This is a genomic window from Actinobacillus indolicus, from assembly GCF_004519515.1.
In the GTDB taxonomy this organism is placed as follows: Bacteria; Pseudomonadota; Gammaproteobacteria; order Enterobacterales; family Pasteurellaceae; genus Glaesserella; species Glaesserella indolica_A.
This window is the reverse complement of the sequence record NZ_CP038145.1, coordinates 2,124,747-2,146,389: the sequence shown is the minus strand read 5'-3', so window position 1 is coordinate 2,146,389 and position 21,643 is coordinate 2,124,747. Positions and strand designations below refer to the sequence as shown.

Sequence of the window (21,643 nt, the reverse complement as noted above, 5' to 3'; positions counted from 1 at the left end):
AAATAATCCTTAAGGAGAAGGGGAAAAATTTCGGAGATTATAACGCAATATTTGCAAAATTTTGAGTATAATCGACCGCTTGTTACGATAGGAGTGAACTTATGGATAGTTTTTTACACGGTTTTATTGTTTGTTTTGGTTTGATTGTCTCTATCGGCGCTCAAAATGCCTTTTTATTAAAACAGGGCATTTTAAAACAACATGTTTTTTGGATTGCCCTCATCTGCTTTGTGTGTGATGTATTGTTGATGGGTATTGGTGTACTCGGATTAGGATCATTAATCGCACAATCACCTCTCTTTAGTTTTATCCTTGCCGTTATCGGTGCGCTCTTTTTATTTACTTATGGTAGCCGTTCCTTTATTGCTGCCTACCAAGGTTCTTCACAGCTTTTAATGCAAGGTGATAAATCTAAAAGCTCATTGAAAAAAGCCGTGCTTGTGACACTGGCGATTACACTCCTTAATCCACATGTCTATATTGATACCGTTGTGATTGTCGGTGGTATCGGTGGAACACTGAGTTTTGATCAAAAAATCCAATTTCTAACAGGAGCCTTAATCTGCTCTTTCCTTTGGTTCTTTGGTGTTGGGTATGGAGCCGGATTACTTTCACCTTATTTTGAAAAACGAAGAACTTGGCAAATTCTTGATTCGATTACAGGTTTAATCATGTATGGTATCGCATTTAGCCTTATCATTTATGCGATTGGTGTATTTAATCAACTTTAAGTGAATTTTAGGTGATAATTTGAGTTATCACCTTCCCTTTTCTCTTACCTCTAACTTTTACAAAAAAAATGTTAATTTTTTGTAAAAAATCAGACTTATATCACAGTTTTTTACCTCATATTCAGGCATAATAATTCATATAATTATGCTTTATAAATAAGCGATTAATGTGGAGTAACACTCCATGGCTTACTGAAAAGTATATAATGTCGGACATATCATTTCTGTAAACACATAAATAAGGTTAGGTCTATATGCAACATAAAAATTTTGATGATTGGATTTCATCTACCGCATTAGGTGGAGCAAACCAGTCTTATGTTGAAGAAATCTATGAGCAGTATCTTGAAGATCCTAATAGCGTTGATGAAAGTTGGAAAACCATCTTTGCTCAACTCCCAAAAACAACCGCTGTCGAGCAACCTCACTCATCTGTTCGTGATTATTTTCGCCGTTTAACACGTGAGAATAGAGCAGAAGCAATCACAGTAATCGATCCTGAAGCAAGTGCAAAGCTTGTCAAAGTATTACAATTCATCAATGCTTTCCGCTTTCGTGGTCATTTAGAAGCTAATTTAGACCCGCTTAACTACTACCGCTGGAAAACCTCTCAAGTTCCTGAATTAGATTACCGTTATCACGGCTTAACTGAAAAAGATTTAGAAGAAACCTTTAACATTGGTCGCTATGTTTACAACAAAGAGACAATTAAGCTTGGGGAGCTTTCAGAAGCATTAAAAGAAACCTATTGTGGCACTATTGGCTTAGAGTTCATGCATGTTCAAGATATGGAACAAAAAAATTGGCTCCAAGCTAAAATGGAATCGGTGCTAAATAAACCCCTTTTCACTAAAGAAGAAAAAGTCAATTTATTAACGGAACTCACTGCTGCAGATGGCTTAGAGCGTTACTTAGGAGCAAAATTCCCAGGAGCAAAACGTTTCTCATTAGAAGGCTCTGATGCTTTCATTCCAATGATGAAAGAGATTATCCGCCATGCTGGCCGTCAAGGAATGACTGATGTGGTAATGGGCATGGCACACCGTGGACGTTTAAATATGTTAGTGAACGTACTCGGTAAAAAACCAGCTGATTTATTCGATGAATTTGCGGGTAAGCACGCAGATGACAACCGTGCGGGTGACGTAAAATACCACCAAGGTTATTCTTCTGATTTTGATGTGGATGGCAAACACGTCCACTTAGCACTAGCCTTTAACCCATCTCACTTAGAAATTGTAAGCCCTGTGGTAATTGGTTCTGTACGTGCAAGACAAACTCGAGTTCATGACACCGAACATAATAAAGTGTTAGCCATTACCGTCCACGGTGACTCTGCTGTTGCAGGTCAAGGTGTTGTTCAAGAAACCTTAAATATGTCTAATGCTCGTGGTTATAAAGTGGGCGGAACCATTCGTATCGTCATCAATAACCAAATCGGCTTTACTACTTCTAACCCAAATGACACTCGCTCAACTGAATACTGTACCGACATTGCGAAAATGATTCAGGCGCCGATTATTCACGTTAACGGTGACGATCCTGAAGCAGTAGCATTTGCGGCAAGAATGGCGGTGGAATACCGTTGCTTATTTAAGCGTGATATTTTTATCGACTTAATCTCTTACCGCCGTCACGGCCACAATGAAGCTGATGAACCGTTAGCCACACAGCCAATGATGTATAGCATCATCAAAAAACATCCGACACCACGTAAAGTATATGCCGATCGCTTAATTGCAGAAGGCGTGATTACTGGTGATGATGAAATCGAAATGATGAATGGCTATCGTGATGCTTTAGACAACGGCAATCGTGTTGTACCAGAATGGCGTGAAATGGATACAGCATCTATGGATTGGTTGCAATATCTTAACTATGAATGGACATCACCATACGAAAGTAAATTCCCTGCGACACGTTTTACTGAAATTGCTAAACGAGTTTGTGAATATCCAGAATCATTACGCCCGCACCCACGCGTTGAAAAGATCTACAACGATCGCCGTGAAATGTACCAAGGCACTAAGTTACTTGACTGGGGTATGGCAGAAACCATGGCTTATGCCACACTGCTTGATGACGGTACTCACGTGCGTCTATCTGGCGAAGATGCAGGACGAGGAACCTTCTTCCACCGTCATGCCGTGATTCACAACCAAAATGACGGTACCGGTTATGTCCCATTAACACATCTCCATGCAAATCAAGGGCGTTTTGAAGTTTGGGATTCTGTACTCTCTGAAGAAGCAGTTCTTGCCTTTGAATACGGCTATGCAACGACTGATCCGAAAACTTTAACTATTTGGGAAGCACAATTTGGTGACTTCGCGAACGGTGCACAAATTGTGATCGACCAGTTTATCAGCTCAGGCGAACAAAAATGGGGTCGTATGTGCGGTTTAGTGATGTTACTTCCGCACGGCTATGAAGGACAAGGTCCGGAACACTCATCTGCCCGTTTAGAACGTTATTTACAACTTTGTGCGGAACAGAACATGCAAGTCTGTATTCCTTCTACACCAGCACAGGTTTACCACATGTTACGTCGCCAAGCGATTCGCAAAATGCGTCGTCCGTTGGTTGCCATTTCGCCTAAATCACTACTTCGCCATCCGTTAGCGGTTTCAACCTTAGATGAACTCATTAATGGCGAATTCCAAAATGTGATTGGTGAAATCGATAACCTTGATCCAAAACAAGTGAAACGTGTTGTGATGTGCTCAGGTAAAGTTTACTACGATCTCCTTGAAGAACGCCGTAAACGTGAGCAAACCAATGTTGCGATTATTCGTATTGAACAGCTCTACCCTTATCCACATGATGAAGTGAAAAAAGTCCTTGAGCAATACGCTCATGTCACTGACTTTGTATGGTGTCAAGAAGAGCCACTAAACCAAGGTGCATGGTACTGTAGTAAACATAACTTTGAAGCATCTATTCCAGAACATGCGAAACTCAAATATGCAGGTCGAGCTGCTTCAGCATCACCAGCAGCGGGTTATATGTCACTCCATGTGAAACAACAAAAACAACTGGTTGATGACGCGTTAACACTCTAGTTTTATAACTTCCCTTCCTTAAAATTATGTAGGAAGGGAACTAAATTAAAGAAGGAAAATATTATGACAATCGAAATTCTTGTTCCAGATCTTCCCGAATCTGTTGCGGATGCAACGGTAGCCACTTGGCATAAAAAAGTGGGTGATAGCGTAAAACGCGATGAAGTTATCGTCGAAATTGAAACAGACAAAGTGGTACTTGAAGTCCCTGCAACTAGCGACGGTGTCATTACCGAGATTCAACAAGGCGAAGGTTCAACAGTTGTGAGCAAGCAAGTTCTTGGTATCTTAGTTGCACAACAAGCAGGTGATGTTTCTGTGGCAACGATTAAACCAGCAAATGAATCTACGCCATCCGATCGCCAAACAGCATCTTTAGAGCCTGATAACAGCGCATCAGATGTCTTAACTCCAAGTGTACGTCGCTTACTGGCAGAACATGGTTTAGAAGCAAGCCAAATTAAAGGTACTGGCGTAGGTGGTCGTTTAACCCGTGAAGACATTGAAGCAGCAATCAGTAAACAGACGGCAAAACAAGCAGCTGAAAATGTAGAGAATACCATTAGTACCGTCGCTTACTCAGCACGCAGTGAAAAACGTGTACCAATGACTCGCTTGCGTAAACGTATCGCAGAACGCTTATTAGAAGCGAAAAATACCACAGCAATGCTTACCACCTTTAATGAAGTGGATATGCAGCCAATCATGAACTTACGCAAACAATATGGCGAAAAATTTGAAAAACAACATGGCGTACGTTTAGGCTTTATGTCGTTCTACATCAAAGCGGTAGTTGAAGCATTAAAACGTTATCCAGAAGTCAATGCTTCGATTGATGGCGACGATGTGGTGTATCACAACTATTTTGATGTCAGTATCGCGGTATCAACTCCACGTGGCTTAGTGACACCTGTTTTACGTGACTGCGACAAACTTTCTATGGCAGATATTGAAAAAGCAATTAAAGTCTTAGCAGAGAAAGGCCGTGACGGTAAACTCACCGTTGAAGATTTAACGGGCGGTAACTTCACGATTACTAACGGCGGTGTCTTTGGCTCATTAATGTCAACGCCAATCATCAACCCACCACAAAGTGCCATTTTAGGCATGCATGCAATTAAAGATCGTCCTGTTGCCCTAAACGGTCAAGTGGTGATTCGCCCGATGATGTACTTAGCACTCAGCTATGATCACCGATTAATTGACGGCCGTGAATCTGTCGGCTTCTTAGTGGCAATCAAAGACTTGCTAGAAGATCCAACACGCTTATTATTGGAAATTTAACGCCTAATCTGACCGCTTGTATTCTCAACAAGCGGTCAGATTTCATTAAAAATTTACAAATTTGAGTAACACAACATAGGAAGCTAAATGCTATGAATCTACATGAATACCAAGGCAAGCAGATTTTTGCCAAATACAAACTTCCTGTCAGCCAAGGCGTTGCCTGTAAAACAGCTGATGAAGCGGTGGATGCAATCAAACAATTAAAAGGCGATGCATGGGCGATTAAATGCCAAGTCCACGCAGGCGGACGTGGTAAAGCTGGTGGTGTAAAATTAGTGCGTAACGAAGCGGAAGTCCGTGAATTTGCAGACAAATGGCTAGGCAAACGCTTAGTCACTTTCCAAACTGATGCAAACGGTCAACCAGTTAATACGCTTTATGTTGAAGAAACCGCAGGTATTGCCCGTGAACTTTATTTAGGTGCGGTCATTGATCGTTCATCACAAAAAGTCGTCTTTATGGCATCTAGCGCAGGCGGAATGAATATCGAAGAAGTTGCCGAAAAAACACCTGAACTGTTACATAAATTAGCCATTGATCCTCTCACAGGCGGTATGCCGTACCAAGGACGTGAACTCGCATTTAAACTTGGTTTAGAAGGCGATCAAATCAAACAATTCAGCTTTATCTTCACCCAACTAGCTAAACTATTTGTTGAAAAAGATCTCTCATTACTTGAAATCAACCCATTAGTTGTTACCACAGAAGGTAATCTACTCTGCTTAGATGCCAAAATGGTGGTGGACGGCAATGCGTTGTATCGCCAACCTGAATTAGCGGCAATGCACGACCCAAGCCAAGATGACCCGCGTGAAGCCCTTGCGGAATCGCATCAACTCAACTATGTTGCCTTAGACGGAAACATCGGCTGTATGGTTAACGGTGCAGGTCTTGCAATGGGAACTATGGATATCGTTAAACTTCACGGCGGTTTCCCTGCAAACTTCTTGGATGTAGGTGGCGGTGCAACCAAAGAACGTGTTGCAGAAGCATTCAAAATTATCTTATCCGATAAAGCTGTGAAAGCCGTATTAGTCAATATTTTCGGTGGCATCGTCCGCTGTGATTTAATTGCAGAAGGCATCATTGCCGCAGTAAACGAAGTGGGTGTCAATGTGCCTGTGGTTGTTCGTTTAGAAGGTAACAATGCTGAATTAGGACGTGAAATTTTAGCGAAAAGCGGATTAAATATCATTGCAGCTGCAACCTTAACCGATGCGGCAGTACAAGCCGTGAAAGCTGCGGAGGGTAAATAATGTCTATTTTAATTAATAAAGATACTAAAGTGATCTGCCAAGGCTTTACTGGTGGACAAGGCACATTCCATTCTCAACAAGCCTTAGATTACGGTACACAACTTGTCGGTGGCGTTTCCCCAGGTAAAGGTGGTACAACTCACTTAGGTTTACCAGTATTTAATACCGTGCGTGAAGCGGTGGAAACCACAGGCGCAACAGCAACGGTGATTTATGTTCCTGCTCCAGGCTGTAAAGATGCCATTTTAGAAGCAATTGATGCAGGTATTCAGTTAATTATCTGCATTACCGAAGGCATTCCAACCTTAGATATGCTCCAAGTTAAACAACGCCTAAATCAAACTGGCGTGCGTATGATCGGTCCAAACTGTCCGGGTGTAATTACACCAGATGAATGCAAAATCGGCATTATGCCAGGTAGTATTCATAAAAAAGGCAAAATCGGGATTGTTTCTCGTTCTGGTACTTTAACCTATGAAGCGGTAAAACAAACAACGGATTATGGCTTTGGTCAATCTACTTGCGTTGGTATCGGTGGCGACCCAATTCCAGGTTCAAACTTCATTGATATTTTGAAACTGTTCCAAAACGACCCTGAAACCGAAGCCATTGTAATGATCGGTGAAATCGGTGGTTCAGCGGAAGAAGAAGCAGCTGCATTCATTAAAGCCAATGTGACTAAACCTGTGGTCAGTTATATTGCGGGTGTTACTGCACCGAAAGGTAAGCGTATGGGACACGCAGGCGCAATCATTTCAGGTGGGAAAGGCACTGCTGATGAAAAATTCGCAGCCCTTGAAGCAGCTGGCGTAAAAACGGTACGTAGCTTGGCAGATATCGGTTCTGCATTACAAAGTATTCTAAATAAATAATTTTAATATAAAGGGCTAAATTTTAATATTTAGCCCTTTATGTTCTATCTGCTACACCTATTTAACTATTTCAGTAGTGCAAAAGCTTGTAATAAGTCTGCTTTAATATCTTCTACGTGTTCAATCCCGACAGAGAAACGTAACAATTTATTACATACACCACGTGCAATACGTTCTGCTTCAGGAATATCCATATGGGTTTGGGTTGCAGGGTAAGTAATAAAACTTTCCGTACCGCCTAAACTTTCCGCAAAAGTAATCATCTTAATTGCTTTCAAGAATTTAGGTACCCAAGTTTCATCTTTTAAACGAAATGACAACATGCCGCCTTTGTTTGGATAAAGCACATCTTGAACTTGTGGCTGTTCCGCTAAGAATTTGGCTAATTCCGTTGCATTTGCTTGATGACGCTCCATACGTAACGCTAATGTTTTTAATCCACGTACTACTAAGTATGAATCAAACGGCGATAACACAGCACCTGCACCATTTTGCATATAGCCAATACGTTCGCAAAGTTGCTGACCTTTTGCCACAATTAAACCCGCTAAAACATCATTATGACCCGCAATATATTTGGTTGCACTATGGAACACAATATCAGCACCTAATTCTAATGGGCGAGATAGAATCGGGGTTAAGAACGTATTATCTACAATAAAGAGCAAATTATGTTTTTTCGCAATTTTCGCAATCGCAGCAACATCACACTCTTCCATTAACGGATTTGATGGCGTTTCAATAAAAATCGCCTTTGTATTTGGTGTAATAGCTTTTTCGATAGCATCCAAATCTGCGGTATTCACATAAACAGGTTTTACCGTATGATGATTTTTATAGCTAAAATCTAACAAGCGGTAAGTTCCACCGTAAACATCGCTTGAAATAATCCATTCATCTGGTGCTTTAAATAGCGACATAATTAACTGAATTGCAGCCATACCCGATGAACAAGCAAAACCTGCATCTCCACCCTCTAAGTCAGCAATGCCCTGCTCTAATACGCTACGGGTCGGGTTTTTGGTTCGAGTATAATCAAACCCCGTCGATTCGCCTAAACCATCACGTCCGTAAGCGGTAGATAAAACAATGGGTGTCGCTACCGCACCAGTACGTGAATCACTACGGTTACCGATCTGGACTAATGTTGTTTCTATATGGTTAAATTTAGTCATAATTATCCTTTTGCAAATTTTTTATCAAATCTGATCGCTTGTGGCTGTCTATCACTATAAATTATTTAAATCCAATACATCAGTCATATCAAATAGACCACTTTGTTTGGTTTGAAGCCATTTTGCTGCACGCACAGCGCCATTAGCAAAGGTCATTCGGCTTGAAGCTTTATGTGCAATTTCAACACGTTCACCCTCATCGGCAAACCAAACACTGTGTTCACCGACCACATCACCAGCACGGATCGTCGCAAAGCCGATTTCATCACGCTTACGTTCACCTGTGATCCCTTCACGCGCAAATACGCCGTGTGTTTTTAAATCACGACCTAAAGTCTTGGCAATATGTTCGCCCATTGAAAGTGCCGTGCCAGATGGAGCATCCACTTTGTGGCGGTGGTGAGCTTCAATCACTTCAATATCGCAATAATCGCCCATGACTTTTGCCGCTTTCTCTAACAGTTTAAATACTAAGTTCACCCCAACGCTGTAATTTGAAGCAAAGACGATACTGATTTTTTCTGACGCAGATTTAATCGCCTGTTTGCCAGCATCATCAAAACCTGTTGTGCCGATCACCATTTTTTTATTATGTGCGACGCAAAAAGCGATATGTTCCAACGTTCCCTCAGGGCGAGTAAAATCAATTAACAGGTCAAAATGATTAGCTTGTGAAGCCAAATCGTCCGTGACAGTCACGCCTAAATGTCCAATACCAGCCAACTCGCCAGCATCTGCCCCGACTAATGATGATCCTTTACGTTCAAACGCTGCACCTAGTTCCACGCCGTCTGCGTTATTTACCGCTTGGATTAACTGACGCCCCATTCTACCGCCTGCGCCAACAATCCCAATTTTTAATGTCATGTTTACCTCTAAATTCTGTTGTTATAAGCTCTCGGATTCTACAAGAAAGCAACTAAAATGAGAACCTTTAAACAAAAAAAAGCGGGCTGATTTAACTGCCCGCCTCTCTCTTATTTAAAAGTATTACTTAAATTCTTATAGAAGATGTTATTACTTAACTATCCGTTCCCAAACCCCTTCAATCCAACAACGTGTACATACTCTTGGTTATTCGTGATCTTACGCACTAACTTGTAGGTTGTACCACGTTCTGGGCTGATGTTTTCTGGGGCTGCGATCAGCAATTGCATATCCAAACGCTCGCAGAGTTCAAACAAGGTATTGATAGAAGTTGCGTCCAAACGTGCCGCTTCGTCGAGGAAGAGCAAGCGAGCAGGCAGAATATCTTTAGCACGCATACGACGAGACTCTTCTTCCCAACTTTGCACTACCATTAACAAGATCGACATACCTGTACCAATCGCTTCCCCTGTGGATAACGCACTACTTTCCGCACGCATCCAACCGTCTGCACCACGGAAGGTTTCGACTTCCAGATCGAGATAATTACGGTAGTCCAATAGCTCTTCGCCAATAGTTTGCGGTGTACGTTGTCCCAGTTCAATATGTGGATTAACACGTTTATAGAGCATTGCCAATGCTTCTGAGAAACTGAGTTTTTGGTTCTCAAACAGATCGCTATGTTGCTCACGGTCGTTGGATAAAGCGTTGAGTAGAATCGCGTGTGTATCACGAATGTTTACCACCAAACGCACCCCTTTCACCTGACCGAAGGCAATATTTTGCAAGCCTTGGTTCAGTTGTAAAATACGGTTTTGTTCACGCTGAATGGTTTTACGCAAGATATTTGCCACGCTTTCTGAGCTGATCGCCAATTTTTTCTCACGGCTGGTGAGTTCGTTGGTTAAGCGAGATAGCTCAATTTCCATCTGCTCAATCGCATCAATCGGATCGTCCGTTTTGATGATGTCTTGGCGAATACGCTCACGCAAATGCTGATAAACCGAAATAAAGAACGCCACTTTATTTTCAGGTTTACGGCTATCTTCTGACGCACGCAAGCTATCACGCAAGTATTCGTTATCCGCCACAGCGGTTCGCAACGCACCAAGGGCTTTATCCGAAATCGAACGCAACTCCTCCGCCGATTGATAAGCAAGCTCACGACGATTTAAGCGTTTTTCTACATCACTATTGCGAGAAAGTTTCAGCACCAAACACCAGCTCACTTTTGCCTGTACCACAATTTCACGTTGAGTATGGTAATCACGCTCTGCTTTACGCACCGCTTTATTGAGATTATCCATTTCTGCTTCGATCACCGCTAATTGTTTATCTAAGTAAGATTTACGCATACGATGCTGGCTTAAGCGTTGTTGGAGCTCTTCACGGCGAGTCGTTGCACGCTCTACTGCTCCTTCATCATTGCGAATACCATACTCGTCCATTTCACGTAATAGCTCTTGTAGCATTTGATTTTTTGCATCATAAGAACTACGTAAAGAAGTCAGGACTTGATTGTAGTCTGCAAATTGTGTTTGCGCTTGACGTAACTGAGCTTTTGCCTGCTCACGCTCACGTTGTGCTGTCTCTAAACGTTGACGAAGTTGCTCATTTAATGCTGAACCTTCTGTCCCTACGGTTTCTTGATAGCTGAAATGCAAACGGCGGTTCATCACATCAGCAAGGGCAAAGACTTTCTGCTGTTGCAATTTTTGTTGCTCAACAGACCGCTTGTAATCCGCTTGTAGCTGTTCAAATTGGGTCGGATCGCTCTTTAACGCCACTGCAATCGGCTCAAGTTGTGCTAATGCATTGCCAAATTGACGAATAAATTGTTCATCTTCCTGTGCTTCCAGTAGCTGTTCACGGCACTCTTCCACACGATCTTGCAAAGTTTCATCGGCAAGAATGTTGAGTTGTGGCAACACTTTATTCAGCAGTTGCAACTGGGCTTTGCTGTTTTCCAGTTGGTGACGCAATTGCTGTTCCGTACCGCTTGCTTGATTGAGTTCACGCTCAATTTCAGCCCGTTTTTGTGCAATCTCTTGCATTGCCACTTCAGGATCAGGCTGGAAAGCTAAAGCTAAATGCGTGCCGACAAACTGGCTCAAATGTTGGTGTAAACGTTGGCATTTCTGCACGTCAAAGGCACGTTCTGCGTGTTTTTCCGTCGTTTCATCACGTTCGGCTTTCACTTTTTCAAGCTGTTTCTCACGAGAAGCTCGTCCAAAGACCGCAAATTCAGAGAACTTAGAGTAACGCCATTGACGGTCAGACAGTTGCACCACTACACCATCGCCCAATTCTTCCGATTTAAAGACATTATCATCAAAGGCATTCGGATCACCTTCGATCAAATAGAGATTTTCAGGGCAATCATCAAGTTGCTGTAACTGTGCTTTAACCGCTTCCAAATCACGCACCACAATGGCGTGACGAGCATCGCCATAAAGTGCCGAGAAATAAGGTGCATCTTCAATCGACACATCTTCATATAACTCTGAAATCAGCACACCGCCAAATTTTTCCGCCAGTTGATTTAAGCGAATATCTTCCGCACCGTCAGGCTGGCTTAAACGTGAAATTTGCTCATCTAATAGCTGTTCACGGCGAGCAAGCTCATCACGTTCAAGGGTTGCTTCACGTTCACGGCTTAAGGTATTTTGCATAAACTGCATTACCGCTTGGCTACTGTCAAAGGTTTCGCCACATTGCTCTTGCAAGCGAGCTAATGCCGATTGTGCCGTATGCCACGCCGGTGCGGTTTGTGCAAGCTGTTGATATTGCTGATTTAATTGCTCACGTTGCTGGCGTTGTGTTGAACGTACTTCAACAAACTCAGCGAGTTCCGCTTCCAAATCTTCAAGGCGAGCTTGTTGCTCTTCGTAATAGCTTTCGAGATCTTCTGCGTTTTCTAGTTCTGCTTGTGCTTTTTGATTAAACTCAGCAAGCAAACGTTCTGCGTTGTGTTGTTGATGTAAACGCTGTTCTAATTCCGTTAATTTTTGACGCAAAGCCACCGCTTGTTGAGCGTGAGCTTTTTGGCTTGGATACGCACTCAGCAATTCACGGGCAACACTGTCTGCTTGCAAGCGGTCAGTTTCCCCTGCAATTTTGCAAACGAGTTCATAGGCTTTGTCAAACTGGCTTTTCGCCATATCAGACACGGACAAACGCTGTTCAAGCTCAAACACTTTATCGGTAATTTCGTCGGCTTGAGCCACAAACTCAGCGTGATAATCTTCGACATTGTGCAAATCTAAATTAGCCAGTCCGCTGATCTGTTTGGCTTTTTCTAACGCATTCACCGCTTGCTGATATTGCAATGCACGGGTTTGCTGTGCATCTAACGCCTGTTGATAATCCGCCATTTGAGAACGCAGATCTTCGACTACCTCGTCAGCTTCTTCTGCGCGAGATTGCGCCATCTCTTGACGCTCAATAATTTCCTCGAGCGCTAATTGTTGCTCTTCTAAACGCTCACTCAATTCTGCAACATCATCTTGATAACGATCAACTTTCTCTTGATGACGAACAGCATTCATCACTAAGTTTAATTGATTTGTCGCATGGTTATATTCTTCTTCAAGACTCCCTTCCACTTGACTCAATTCGTGGGTTTCTCGGCTGAATTCAACTAAACGTTGTTGTTCAAGTGCCAATTTAGATTTTGATTGATACCACTCTTGACGCTTTTCAATCGCCTGTTGCACATTGCCACGGCGTTCATTGGCATGGCGCATATAGTCCGCAGACACATAGTTCGTCGATTCTGTAATCAGTTTTCTAAACATATCGCGATCAGATTGTGTCACGCGAATTGCCTCAAGGGTCATACGGTTTTCACGCAATGCCGACTCCATATCCTGAAAGGCTTGGCGAACCCCTGTATTTTCAGGTAAGAGATAATCACGCAAAGATTTGGTAATAACGCTAGAAATACCGCCGTAAAGGGAAGCTTCGATCAACTTATAAAACTTGCTACGGTCGCCCGATGTGCGTAAACGTTTTGGAATAACGCCAAGATCAAAGAGAAAACTATGATAATCGGTAATCGAATGGTACTGTTTAAATTGCACCTCACTGCCGTCAAACTTCTCTTTTAGATCGTTTAACGCCAGCACTCGTGCATTTTTCTCACCGACTTGCTCGGTTAAAATAGAGATAACCGATTGATTTTCATTGATATTTTGTAATGAAAACGAACGAATATCGACTTTCTTATCACGCCCTGCGATCTGCTGTAAACGCACACCACTGATCACACGTTGCCCACGGGAATTTTCGCTTTCTAACACCGCATAACAAACACCTGCTTTCAATTTACCGTACAAGCCTTTATCACGAGAGCTAGACGTTGAGCCTGCTTCGGTGGTATTACGGAAGTTAAGCAAGGTAAGATCAGGAATTAACGCCGTCACAAACCCTGCCATTGTGGTCGATTTACCTGCACCGTTACCGCCTGAAAGGGTGGTTACCAGTTCGTCCAAATCAAAGGTTCGAGCAAAAAAACCGTTCCAGTTGATTAGGGTTAGGGAACGGAATTTGCCACGGCTCACCGACTCTGCACGAACAAGCGGTAGGTTTTGTGAATTTTTTTGCAAATCCTGTAGATCGTTTTGTAATTCAAACTCTTGCATTATTCTTCCTCACCATTCAATTCTTCTTCATTTGCAAATTCTTCGTAAAAACTCACCGCTTGCTCTTTCGCAGTCGTAGGTTTTGTCGCTTCACCGTCACGGATTAAGCGAAGTTGTGCTTCGCGAGGATCATCTCCAGCTCTCACATCTGCACCAAAACGGAACACTGACTCCGAAATCACAAATTTTTTGCTGTTTTGGTCACCAACACGGGTAATCATTCCCAAACGCCCTAAACGGCGTAATGCACCACCTACTTTCTCGGCTAACTTCGCCTTATCTAAATCTGATCCAGTTGAACGAGGGTTTACCGCCTTGAGGAGTTTTGTTTCATCGGCTAAATTTAAAAGTTCTTCATAAACATCATCTTGGCTAAAAATACCTTGTTGTGCCAAACGCTCTGGGCTTAAATAGAGATAACAAAGCACCTTCCCCACCAACATTTCCATTTCAGACATCGCCGAACGGGCAATCAAGGTACTTGCCTTCGGGCGAAGGTAGAAAAAGCCTTCTGGCGCACGAATAAGCTCAACGTGATAACGGCGATAAAACTGTTCAAGATCGCTTTGGTAATCCATCAAAAAAGCGTGTTCATCAAGGGCTTCTAAACTAATGTGTCGCCCTGCTCTTAATTGACTGTCAAGTTGCGGAAAAATCGGGTTAGCAATCGCTTCAGCCAATTTGGTTGAGATAAGTTCTTGAGTATCTGTCATTCTGCATTTCTCTATTTTTGTAAAACGTTGATTAAAACTGACCGCTTGTTATTTATTGTATTGGTCAATCACATTCGCCTGCACTTCCGCACCATTATCGTTAATCGACTGCCATTCTGGGTAAATCGCTTGGCTGTCTTGGCTTGCCATACCGAGTTTAACGGCTTGATCGACGATAATTCGGGCTACATCAAAATGGCGGGAAAACGGGTACATTGCCAACTGTTCACGCAAAATCGCACCGAGATCAATCGGTTTGCCTTGTTCACGGAATGGGGCGAGATGGGCTTGCATTGTCGCAATAATCTGCTCTTGCACCTGGGTGAGTGACTCATATTCTAGCTCGGTCGGTAACTCGCCTACGGCTTCCGCTTCATTTAATTCGGTTTCATCATCACGTAGATCCAGTAACGGCTCAGCTTTAGCAATGTAAAGTTGCCACGGGCTTTCAAAATAATCTTGAATAGACTGGCGTAAACGTTGCCCAAAGACACGATTTTTATCCATATCAATGGCGGTACGGATAAATTTATGGATGTGGCGGTCATAACCGATCCAAAGGTCAATCGCCTGCTGTCCCCAGCTGATAATGCGGTCAAGTTTATTCTGTAAATTCACAATCAGCTGATCGACAAAATCCAAATCATCACGCCCAATCAAACAACTTTGAATACGCAATAGTTGTGATTGCAACTTATCCCCTGACGCATTTAACACATCTTGTAGCTCACGCAAATTTCCTGAAGTTTCATCTAACAACTGCTGACAAGTCGCAATGGCTTCGTGCCAATTTTGGCTTAATAACATTGCAATACGTTCACGGATCTGCTGTTGATTTTCGTCCATCATACGCTGGGAAAGATCGATGCTGTCAAAAATTTCTGCAACCGAAAATTTTAATGGGGCAAACACTTGATTACGCCAAAAACGTTCATCACCGCCTTCTTCCGCTGCGTTAGACGCACGCTGAATTTCATCGGCAACAATAGAAAGCTGGATTGATAAACGTAAGGTCGAAAATTCACGTTGGCGGATGTAATACTCTGAAACCCCTACGCCAAGTGGCGTTAAGCGATAAATCGCCAAACCTTCGGTAAATTCACTGGAAAAACGGTTTAAAAAACGTTGTTTGACAAGATCGTTGATCGCATTATTCGCACGCTGTGTTTGTGTTGCTTCAGACTGCTCAAAGGCGTTTGAAACGTGACGGAAAATATCTTGTAAATCGCTTTCAAGCAATTCACCGTCAGTGCGTTCGTTATTATACAGGGCTATCGCCAATAAAAATGCCAAGCGGTCGGAAGAAAGGGAAAGCGAAAATTCTCGCTCTTTTGTCCATGAGATCAGTTCTGGGATCGTTTGTGCTAATTCGTGTTGCATAGGCGATGTTAGTTGAATATAAAAATAGGGGTTATTGTACCTTAATCGGAACATAATGGAAAAGACAAGCGGTAAGATTTGTAAAATTTTTTGCAAATCTTACCGCTTGTCTTTCATTTTCCTAGCATTTCTTTAATAACTGTTCAATCATCATCCCTGCAATATCCACTTTAGTTACCTGTTCAATCATTTCAAGCCCTGGGCTTGCATTGACTTCTAACACCATTATGCCTTGTTGAGAACGGATAAGATCGACACCTGCTACATCTAAGCCGATGGCTTTTGCTGCTTGAACTGCGATTTTTTGTTCTGCATCAGACAGTTGAATGGCTTGAGCTGTGCCGCCTCTGTGAATATTGGCTCTAAACTCACCGCTTGCACCAGTGCGTTCCATTGCTGCAACAACTTGATCGCCAATCACAAAGGCTCGAATATCTTGCCCTTTGGATTCCGCAATAAACCGCTGTAATAAACAAGGGACTTTAGCATTTTTTAATGTTTCCAATAAACTCAAAGCACTCGGCTGGCTTTCAACTAACATTACGCCAACGCCTTGAGAACCCGATAAGGTTTTCATAATCATTGGTAATCCAAAGTGCTTTACACTTTCTGTCGTGGCATAAAGTTCACCATGAATTAAGGTATCGGGGATAGGAATACCGTGGGAAGTCAGTATTTGCAGACTTTGCCATTTATCACGTGCAAGCGTGAAAGCTTGCGCATTATTTAAAACAGGAATCTGCTTTTGTTCAAAATGCCGTAATACGTTACACCCCATTTCCGTGCTTGTTGTGCCGAATCGGGGCAAAACCCCTTGATACAATCCTACTTTTTCAGGACGTAGACGATGTTTATCGTAGCTTTCGCCGTCTTGATAATAAAGCTCAAATTGCCCTTGCTCTAACTTCAATAAAAAGCGATTCGGATCGAGAATATCTAGCTGATAGCCATATTTTTCCGTTGCTTGTTTCAACCGTTGACAACTATATAAACGTGGCTCTCGGCAGAGCATCAATAATTTCATTTTTTCAACAATCCTTGCTGTTGGAAATAAGGCAAAATATGAGGTCTTACGGGTGCGTTTAGCGCTTTTCTAATGTTATCTAACCAATTTAATGATTGCCCCGAGCGTTGTTCATAGTAAGCGGTCAGTTCTTGCTGATAATTTGCAAAAGCCTCTTGATCTAATTCCGTTGGATAGCGATTTTCATAGCACATTAAGGCTTGGGATAAACGGGGTTTCAGTGGCGGATCTTGCGCAGGATAGCCTAAACACAATCCAACAAGGGGAACACAATACGGTGGCAAATTCACTAGCTCTGAAACCTGCTGAATATGATTACGCAATGCGCCAATATAAAAACCGCCAATCCCGAGGGATTCTGCTGCTAACAACACATTTTGCGCCATAATGCCTGAATCTACCGCACCAATTAAACTCACTTCTGCCCAATCTAATTGAGATTCAGGATTGAGCTGTTTCTGTTTATGGAAATCAATACAAAATAATAGGAACTCTGCACATTCGGTAATGTATGCCATGCCCGATGCCTGTTTCAAGCCTTCTCGAATTTGGGCATCAGTTACACGAATAATGGAAACACATTGTAAGTTATTGGAGGTTGACGCTCGTCTGCCCGCATCAATCAGGGTGGTGAGTATCTCTTGTGAAATGGGTTGATCGGTAAATTTACGAATAGATCGATGAGATAAAATGGTTTCTAAGGTTGGTCTGCTTTGCATAAATCTTCCTTTATTTTCATTAAAATAAAGATGATATAGCCAAAGCTATATCACCATTAATGCACTACAATTTTTCTAAATAACTTCTGCCACCTAAATTATTGACTTGGCGAATTATCCATTGCTGACGACTGCGCATCGTTTGGCTTGGCATTTTGACACGATAAATAATCGGATTAGGTAGCGCAGCCGCTAATAAAGAGGCTTCTTGTAAGGTTAACTGGCTCGCTGATTTTTTAAAATAATACTTCGCTGCCGCTTCTACCCCAAAAATACCGTCGCCAAATTCAGCAATATTCAGGTACACTTCCAATACACGTTGCTTATCCCAAACCGATTCCACTAAGAAAGTCAGCGGTACTTCAATCCCTTTTCTGATCCAACTTGTGCCATGCCAAAGATAGAGATTTTTGACCGTTTGCTGCGAAATGGTTGATGCGCCACGTGGTTTTTTCTTCGACTTACTGTTACGTTCAATCGCTGCTTCAATCGCATCAAAATCAATACCAAAATGCATTGGAAAACGTTGATCTTCCCCTGCAATCACCGCCATTTGCATTTGCCAAGAAATACGGTCAAGGCTGACCCAATCATATTGGATTTTATAATTATCACCTTGCAACAAATGTTCCACTTTTTTTTGCACCATATAGGCGGAAAATGGCACAGGAATCACAGAGAAAATCAACGTAAGCGATAAATAAAAACTTGCCACCGCAAGTCCAATACGGCTAAAGCTAAACCATAGCCATGATTTTACCGATTTAATTTGCTTTGGTATAAAAAAGTGAGATAGTTTTTGTATTAGAGTTTTTTTCTTACGCTTCGCCATTCAATTTTGTACTTACCCAATGCAAGATGTCAGGCTCAACGGTTTTGAGCATATTAGAACCGCGTGTAATTGTTGCCGCACTTGTACCGAGTTGTTGCTGAATCTCTCGTTGTGAAATTTTGCTATCGAGTAACGCGCGGACAATTTGTACCCGTAGTCCTAAAGAACTACGCTCATCTGGCGTTAATAACATGGAGAGTAATGCTTCTGTTTTATCTTCTGCAACCGCTTGATTCAATAATTGAATAAACTGTTGCCATTCATTTGGATCACGTTGGTTATAAAGTGGTTTCATAGATAATTATCCTATTAGTATAATAGTACGGTGAGATTAGCAAATTTTTTGCAAAATCTCACCGCTTTTTACATTACCACTTTAAAAATTATTTTTTCGCTTTTTTACCACGTTGATCGTCTAACTCTGCGCCTTTAGGTACGCTGAATTTAAACAAATCGTTTGGTAAATTTGCCGTCGTGATGTTACGTAATACATAAAGATTACTTTGTCCATCACGTTCAATGGTACTAAAACCTTTCAGTAAACCGTTAGCATCAATACGCACATCAAACTGTTTAATACTGCTCTTCTTTGATTTTGGCTTTAATACGAAGTTATCCATACTTTGTGTGACATCATATTGTTCCCAGTTGCCTTTATCATTGCTTGTCAATAACACAAATGGCGTATTGCTTACCGCATCTTTTACCCAATTTGCTGTAACCTGAGAAACAAAGGGATCGTAAAACCATAGGGTTTCACCATCTGACACAATTAAATTTTCTTGTGGGCTTTTGGTATCCATACGGAATAAATTAGGGCGTTTAACTTGGAACTTCCCTTTGCCCGTTTGGATCTGTTTACCTTTACTTGAACGTACAGTCTGATCGAAGTCTGCACTATATTGGCTCGCTTTCTCTAAACGTTGTTGTAATTCTGCAACCGCCTTGTCATCTGCAACGGCAAAAGCACTCAAAGAGACAAACATCACGCCAAGTAACGATTTTTTAAACATTGATTTCATTGATTATCCTTTGTTATATAGACAATAAAAGTATGCTATTGGACAGCAAAACCTAAAAAAGTTCCCAGACCGCTTAGAATCTAATCCCTGTCCCTAATCCGATACCAAGCCCAACGCCGTTCGAACCGCCACCTGCGCTCACGCCACCGCTAAAAGAGCAACCTGCTAACAATAATACACAAACTGCCAATGCAATTTTTTTCATCTTTTTATTCCTTACGACATAAAATTTGTTATACACTCTCAAAAGAGATTGGGGTGCGAATTCTACTCTGTTTATTTGCTGAAACCAATTTGAAAAGGAGACTTTATGAAATTTTTACATAAACTTAGCTTATCGCTCTTATTTGCCTTACCACAATTTACTTTAGCCAACCCGTTAAGTATTTCAGAGCAAGAAATTAACCAATATCTTTCCACGCGTTTAGCGGAAAAAGTCCCCCTTGAAGATAGCGTAGGTGTACCAGGGTTATTCCAGCTTGATTATAAATTATCTGATTTATTTACACGTATTGGTCAAACGGAAGAAAAACGCGTGGATATTTCAGGCGTTGTTGACAGTTTATTACGCCTAAAAGGCAAACAATATCAGGTTAAATTGCAACTGAATATGGACACTACCCCTTATTACGATGCCGAAAAAGGCGCGCTCTATCTAAAAGATGTTCGTTTAAAAAATTGGATGGCTGAACCACAAAAATATCAAAATGAATTACAGATGTTCTTGCCAATGATTGCAGATGGGTTGTCATCTTTGTTAAATAATCATCCTGTCTATACGTTGGATGAAACAAAAACCAAAGAAGCCCTTGTGAAGAAATTTGGTAAACAGATTATCGTTGAAAAAGGGCAAATTCGCCTAGAAACGAATATTTTTTAACAGAATTATAATAATTTTGTGATCTATGTCGTAATTCTGAATATTTTTTGTTGAGCCTTTTACATTTTTGACTAAGATTTACATGGTATGAAAACCAAAGGAGAAATATAATGGAAGTTGGAATTGTCAAATGGTTTAACAACGCAAAAGGATTCGGTTTTATCACCTCTGATATTTTTGATGGTGATATTTTTGCTCACTTTTCAGTGATTGAAGGGGAAGGTTACCGTTCGCTTAAAATGGGGCAAAAAGTACATTTCGAATTTACGAATGGTGATAAAGGTGCGTCTGCTTCTCGCATCGTTCCTATTGTCGATTAACCTTTCGTCTTACCTAACTGATCTCAAGCGGTCAGATTTGCAAATTTTTTTGCTGATCTGACCGCTTGTTATTTCGCAAGCTAAACTCTACTTTTATGCTAGAATGCTAAAACATCTACAAGAAAGAGTTTATCCTATGAAAAAAATCGAACGCCTATTTGCTAATAATCATGCATGGGCAACCCAAATGAAAGATGAGCAATCAGATTATTTCAAGCAATTAGCTGAACATCAAAAACCTAATTTTTTATGGATTGGTTGCTCTGACAGCCGAGTCCCTGCGGAAAAATTGACGGGTTTAGAACCTGGGGAATTATTTGTACACCGTAATGTGGCTAATTTAGTGATCCACACCGATCTAAATTGCCTTTCTGTTGTTCAATATGCCGTTGATGTTCTTGATATTGAACATATCATCATTTGTGGACATACCAACTGTGGTGGTATCAAAGCGGCGATTGGCATGGAAGATCATGGATTAATTAGTAACTGGCTACTACATATTCGTGATTTATGGTTCAAACATAGCCATTTACTTGGCAAATTATCTTCTGAACAGCGTGCCGATATGCTTGTTCGTTTGAATGTTGCAGAACAAGTTTATAATTTAGGTCGCTCAACTATTGTAAAAGCCGCATGGGAAAGAGGAAAAAAACTCTCAATTCATGGTTGGGTATATGATGTAAATGATGGTTTCTTAAATGATCAAGGTGTGATTGCAACGAGCCGAGAAAGTTTAGAAATTACCTATCGCAATGCCATTGCCAAATTGATGTCTGAAGCAGATGAAATGTCAGCTCAATATGAGTCACAAGCAAGCAATGAGCAATAAGCAACAAAGGTTGGTCAATAGACCAACC

At 41.6% G+C, this 21,643-nt stretch carries 19 protein-coding genes; 8 read left to right on the top strand and 11 right to left on the bottom strand.

All coding sequences use genetic code 11. The features are described from left to right. The first annotated feature begins 101 nt into the window (after positions 1 to 101). The 5 genes from EXH44_RS10515 (at position 102) to sucD (ending at position 7,208) form a co-directional block, all read left to right on the top strand. Positions 102 to 731 carry a LysE/ArgO family amino acid transporter gene (locus tag EXH44_RS10515; protein ID WP_162857429.1) on the top strand — a complete coding sequence of 210 codons (630 nt, stop codon included), beginning with the start codon at positions 102 to 104 and terminating at the stop codon, positions 729 to 731. A gap of 254 nt (positions 732 to 985) precedes the next feature. Further along, a complete protein-coding gene (gene sucA / locus EXH44_RS10510; RefSeq protein ID WP_162857428.1) occupies positions 986 to 3,793 on the top strand; it encodes a 2-oxoglutarate dehydrogenase E1 component in 2,808 nt (935 codons plus the stop codon). 63 nt (positions 3,794 to 3,856) lie between these two features. Continuing rightward, a complete protein-coding gene (gene odhB / locus EXH44_RS10505) occupies positions 3,857 to 5,077 on the top strand; it encodes a 2-oxoglutarate dehydrogenase complex dihydrolipoyllysine-residue succinyltransferase (RefSeq protein WP_162857427.1) in 1,221 nt (406 codons plus the stop codon). A gap of 92 nt (positions 5,078 to 5,169) precedes the next feature. After that, on the top strand, positions 5,170 to 6,336 hold the full coding sequence (sucC, locus tag EXH44_RS10500) for an ADP-forming succinate--CoA ligase subunit beta (protein ID WP_162857426.1): 1,167 nt from the start codon (positions 5,170 to 5,172) through the stop codon (positions 6,334 to 6,336). Further along, complete coding sequence (gene sucD / locus EXH44_RS10495; protein WP_162857425.1) at positions 6,336 to 7,208, top strand: succinate--CoA ligase subunit alpha; 873 nt, start codon at positions 6,336 to 6,338, stop codon at positions 7,206 to 7,208. The genes sucC and sucD overlap by 1 nt, the downstream gene beginning before the upstream one ends. 65 nt (positions 7,209 to 7,273) lie before the next feature. On the opposite strand, the gene EXH44_RS10490 is transcribed toward sucD, so the two are convergent. The 11 genes from EXH44_RS10490 to EXH44_RS11150 all read right to left on the bottom strand — a co-directional run bounded on the left by EXH44_RS10490 (position 7,274) and on the right by EXH44_RS11150 (position 19,788). Then, complete coding sequence (locus tag EXH44_RS10490) at positions 7,274 to 8,383, bottom strand: methionine biosynthesis PLP-dependent protein (protein WP_162857424.1); 1,110 nt, start codon at positions 8,381 to 8,383, stop codon at positions 7,274 to 7,276. Between the two features lie 54 nt (positions 8,384 to 8,437). Continuing rightward, positions 8,438 to 9,250, bottom strand: a complete 813-nt coding sequence (gene dapB, locus EXH44_RS10485; protein WP_162857423.1) for a 4-hydroxy-tetrahydrodipicolinate reductase — start codon at positions 9,248 to 9,250, stop codon at positions 8,438 to 8,440. A 158-nt stretch (positions 9,251 to 9,408) separates the two neighbouring features. Continuing rightward, entirely contained in the window at positions 9,409 to 13,893 is a 4,485-nt protein-coding gene (gene mukB, locus EXH44_RS10480) for a chromosome partition protein MukB (RefSeq protein ID WP_162857422.1), read from the bottom strand. After that, positions 13,893 to 14,606, bottom strand: a complete 714-nt coding sequence (gene mukE, locus EXH44_RS10475; RefSeq protein WP_162857421.1) for a chromosome partition protein MukE — start codon at positions 14,604 to 14,606, stop codon at positions 13,893 to 13,895. Before mukE ends, mukB begins: the two co-directional genes overlap by 1 nt. 48 nt (positions 14,607 to 14,654) lie before the next feature. Then, positions 14,655 to 15,986, bottom strand: coding sequence for a chromosome partition protein MukF (mukF, locus tag EXH44_RS10470; protein ID WP_162857420.1), 1,332 nt, complete (start codon positions 15,984 to 15,986; stop codon positions 14,655 to 14,657). Between the two features lie 121 nt (positions 15,987 to 16,107). Further along, on the bottom strand, positions 16,108 to 17,010 hold the full coding sequence (locus EXH44_RS10465) for an ATP-grasp domain-containing protein (RefSeq protein WP_162857419.1): 903 nt from the start codon (positions 17,008 to 17,010) through the stop codon (positions 16,108 to 16,110). Then, entirely contained in the window at positions 17,007 to 17,729 is a 723-nt protein-coding gene (gene nfsA, locus EXH44_RS10460; protein ID WP_162857418.1) for an oxygen-insensitive NADPH nitroreductase, read from the bottom strand. Before nfsA ends, EXH44_RS10465 begins: the two co-directional genes overlap by 4 nt. Before the next feature lie 64 nt (positions 17,730 to 17,793). Beyond that, on the bottom strand, positions 17,794 to 18,561 hold the full coding sequence (mtgA, locus tag EXH44_RS10455; RefSeq protein WP_162857417.1) for a monofunctional biosynthetic peptidoglycan transglycosylase: 768 nt from the start codon (positions 18,559 to 18,561) through the stop codon (positions 17,794 to 17,796). Continuing rightward, positions 18,548 to 18,856, bottom strand: a complete 309-nt coding sequence (gene trpR, locus EXH44_RS10450; RefSeq protein WP_135673566.1) for a trp operon repressor — start codon at positions 18,854 to 18,856, stop codon at positions 18,548 to 18,550. Before trpR ends, mtgA begins: the two co-directional genes overlap by 14 nt. Before the next feature lie 88 nt (positions 18,857 to 18,944). Beyond that, positions 18,945 to 19,583, bottom strand: coding sequence for an outer membrane lipoprotein periplasmic chaperone LolA (lolA, locus tag EXH44_RS10445; RefSeq protein WP_162857416.1), 639 nt, complete (start codon positions 19,581 to 19,583; stop codon positions 18,945 to 18,947). 73 nt (positions 19,584 to 19,656) lie between these two features. Then, positions 19,657 to 19,788, bottom strand: a complete 132-nt coding sequence (locus tag EXH44_RS11150; protein WP_279638095.1) for a hypothetical protein — start codon at positions 19,786 to 19,788, stop codon at positions 19,657 to 19,659. 105 nt (positions 19,789 to 19,893) lie between these two features. On the opposite strand from EXH44_RS11150, the gene EXH44_RS10440 reads away from it, so the two are divergent. The 3 genes from EXH44_RS10440 to can all read left to right on the top strand — a co-directional run bounded on the left by EXH44_RS10440 (position 19,894) and on the right by can (position 21,615). Then, positions 19,894 to 20,463, top strand: a complete 570-nt coding sequence (locus EXH44_RS10440; RefSeq protein WP_135673570.1) for a YceB family lipoprotein — start codon at positions 19,894 to 19,896, stop codon at positions 20,461 to 20,463. Positions 20,464 to 20,573: 110 nt separating this feature from the next. Continuing rightward, a complete protein-coding gene (locus tag EXH44_RS10435) occupies positions 20,574 to 20,783 on the top strand; it encodes a cold shock domain-containing protein (RefSeq protein ID WP_135673572.1) in 210 nt (69 codons plus the stop codon). A 136-nt stretch (positions 20,784 to 20,919) separates the two neighbouring features. Continuing rightward, positions 20,920 to 21,615: a carbonate dehydratase gene (can, locus tag EXH44_RS10430; protein ID WP_162857415.1), complete on the top strand. Its 696-nt coding sequence runs from the start codon at positions 20,920 to 20,922 to the stop codon at positions 21,613 to 21,615. Positions 21,616 to 21,643 lie beyond the last annotated feature (28 nt).

Bases quoted from the DNA above. Each gene is read 5' to 3' on its own strand.
- lolA (WP_162857416.1), bottom strand. From the start codon at position 19,583: ATGAAATCAATGTTTAAAAAATCGTTACTTGGCGTGATGTTTGTCTCT.
- EXH44_RS10515 (WP_162857429.1), top strand. From the start codon at position 102: ATGGATAGTTTTTTACACGGTTTTATTGTTTGTTTTGGTTTGATTGTC.
- EXH44_RS10435 (WP_135673572.1), top strand. From the start codon at position 20,574: ATGGAAGTTGGAATTGTCAAATGGTTTAACAACGCAAAAGGATTCGGT.
- odhB (WP_162857427.1), top strand. From the start codon at position 3,857: ATGACAATCGAAATTCTTGTTCCAGATCTTCCCGAATCTGTTGCGGAT.
- sucA (WP_162857428.1), top strand. From the start codon at position 986: ATGCAACATAAAAATTTTGATGATTGGATTTCATCTACCGCATTAGGT.
- sucC (WP_162857426.1), top strand. From the start codon at position 5,170: ATGAATCTACATGAATACCAAGGCAAGCAGATTTTTGCCAAATACAAA.
- nfsA (WP_162857418.1), bottom strand. From the start codon at position 17,729: ATGCAAAGCAGACCAACCTTAGAAACCATTTTATCTCATCGATCTATT.
- mukB (WP_162857422.1), bottom strand. From the start codon at position 13,893: ATGCAAGAGTTTGAATTACAAAACGATCTACAGGATTTGCAAAAAAAT.
- dapB (WP_162857423.1), bottom strand. From the start codon at position 9,250: ATGACATTAAAAATTGGGATTGTTGGCGCAGGCGGTAGAATGGGGCGT.
- mukF (WP_162857420.1), bottom strand. From the start codon at position 15,986: ATGCAACACGAATTAGCACAAACGATCCCAGAACTGATCTCATGGACA.
- EXH44_RS10440 (WP_135673570.1), top strand. From the start codon at position 19,894: ATGAAATTTTTACATAAACTTAGCTTATCGCTCTTATTTGCCTTACCA.
- EXH44_RS10465 (WP_162857419.1), bottom strand. From the start codon at position 17,010: ATGAAATTATTGATGCTCTGCCGAGAGCCACGTTTATATAGTTGTCAA.
- EXH44_RS10490 (WP_162857424.1), bottom strand. From the start codon at position 8,383: ATGACTAAATTTAACCATATAGAAACAACATTAGTCCAGATCGGTAAC.
- mukE (WP_162857421.1), bottom strand. From the start codon at position 14,606: ATGACAGATACTCAAGAACTTATCTCAACCAAATTGGCTGAAGCGATT.
- trpR (WP_135673566.1), bottom strand. From the start codon at position 18,856: ATGAAACCACTTTATAACCAACGTGATCCAAATGAATGGCAACAGTTT.
- sucD (WP_162857425.1), top strand. From the start codon at position 6,336: ATGTCTATTTTAATTAATAAAGATACTAAAGTGATCTGCCAAGGCTTT.
- mtgA (WP_162857417.1), bottom strand. From the start codon at position 18,561: ATGGCGAAGCGTAAGAAAAAAACTCTAATACAAAAACTATCTCACTTT.
- can (WP_162857415.1), top strand. From the start codon at position 20,920: ATGAAAAAAATCGAACGCCTATTTGCTAATAATCATGCATGGGCAACC.
- EXH44_RS11150 (WP_279638095.1), bottom strand. From the start codon at position 19,788: ATGAAAAAAATTGCATTGGCAGTTTGTGTATTATTGTTAGCAGGTTGC.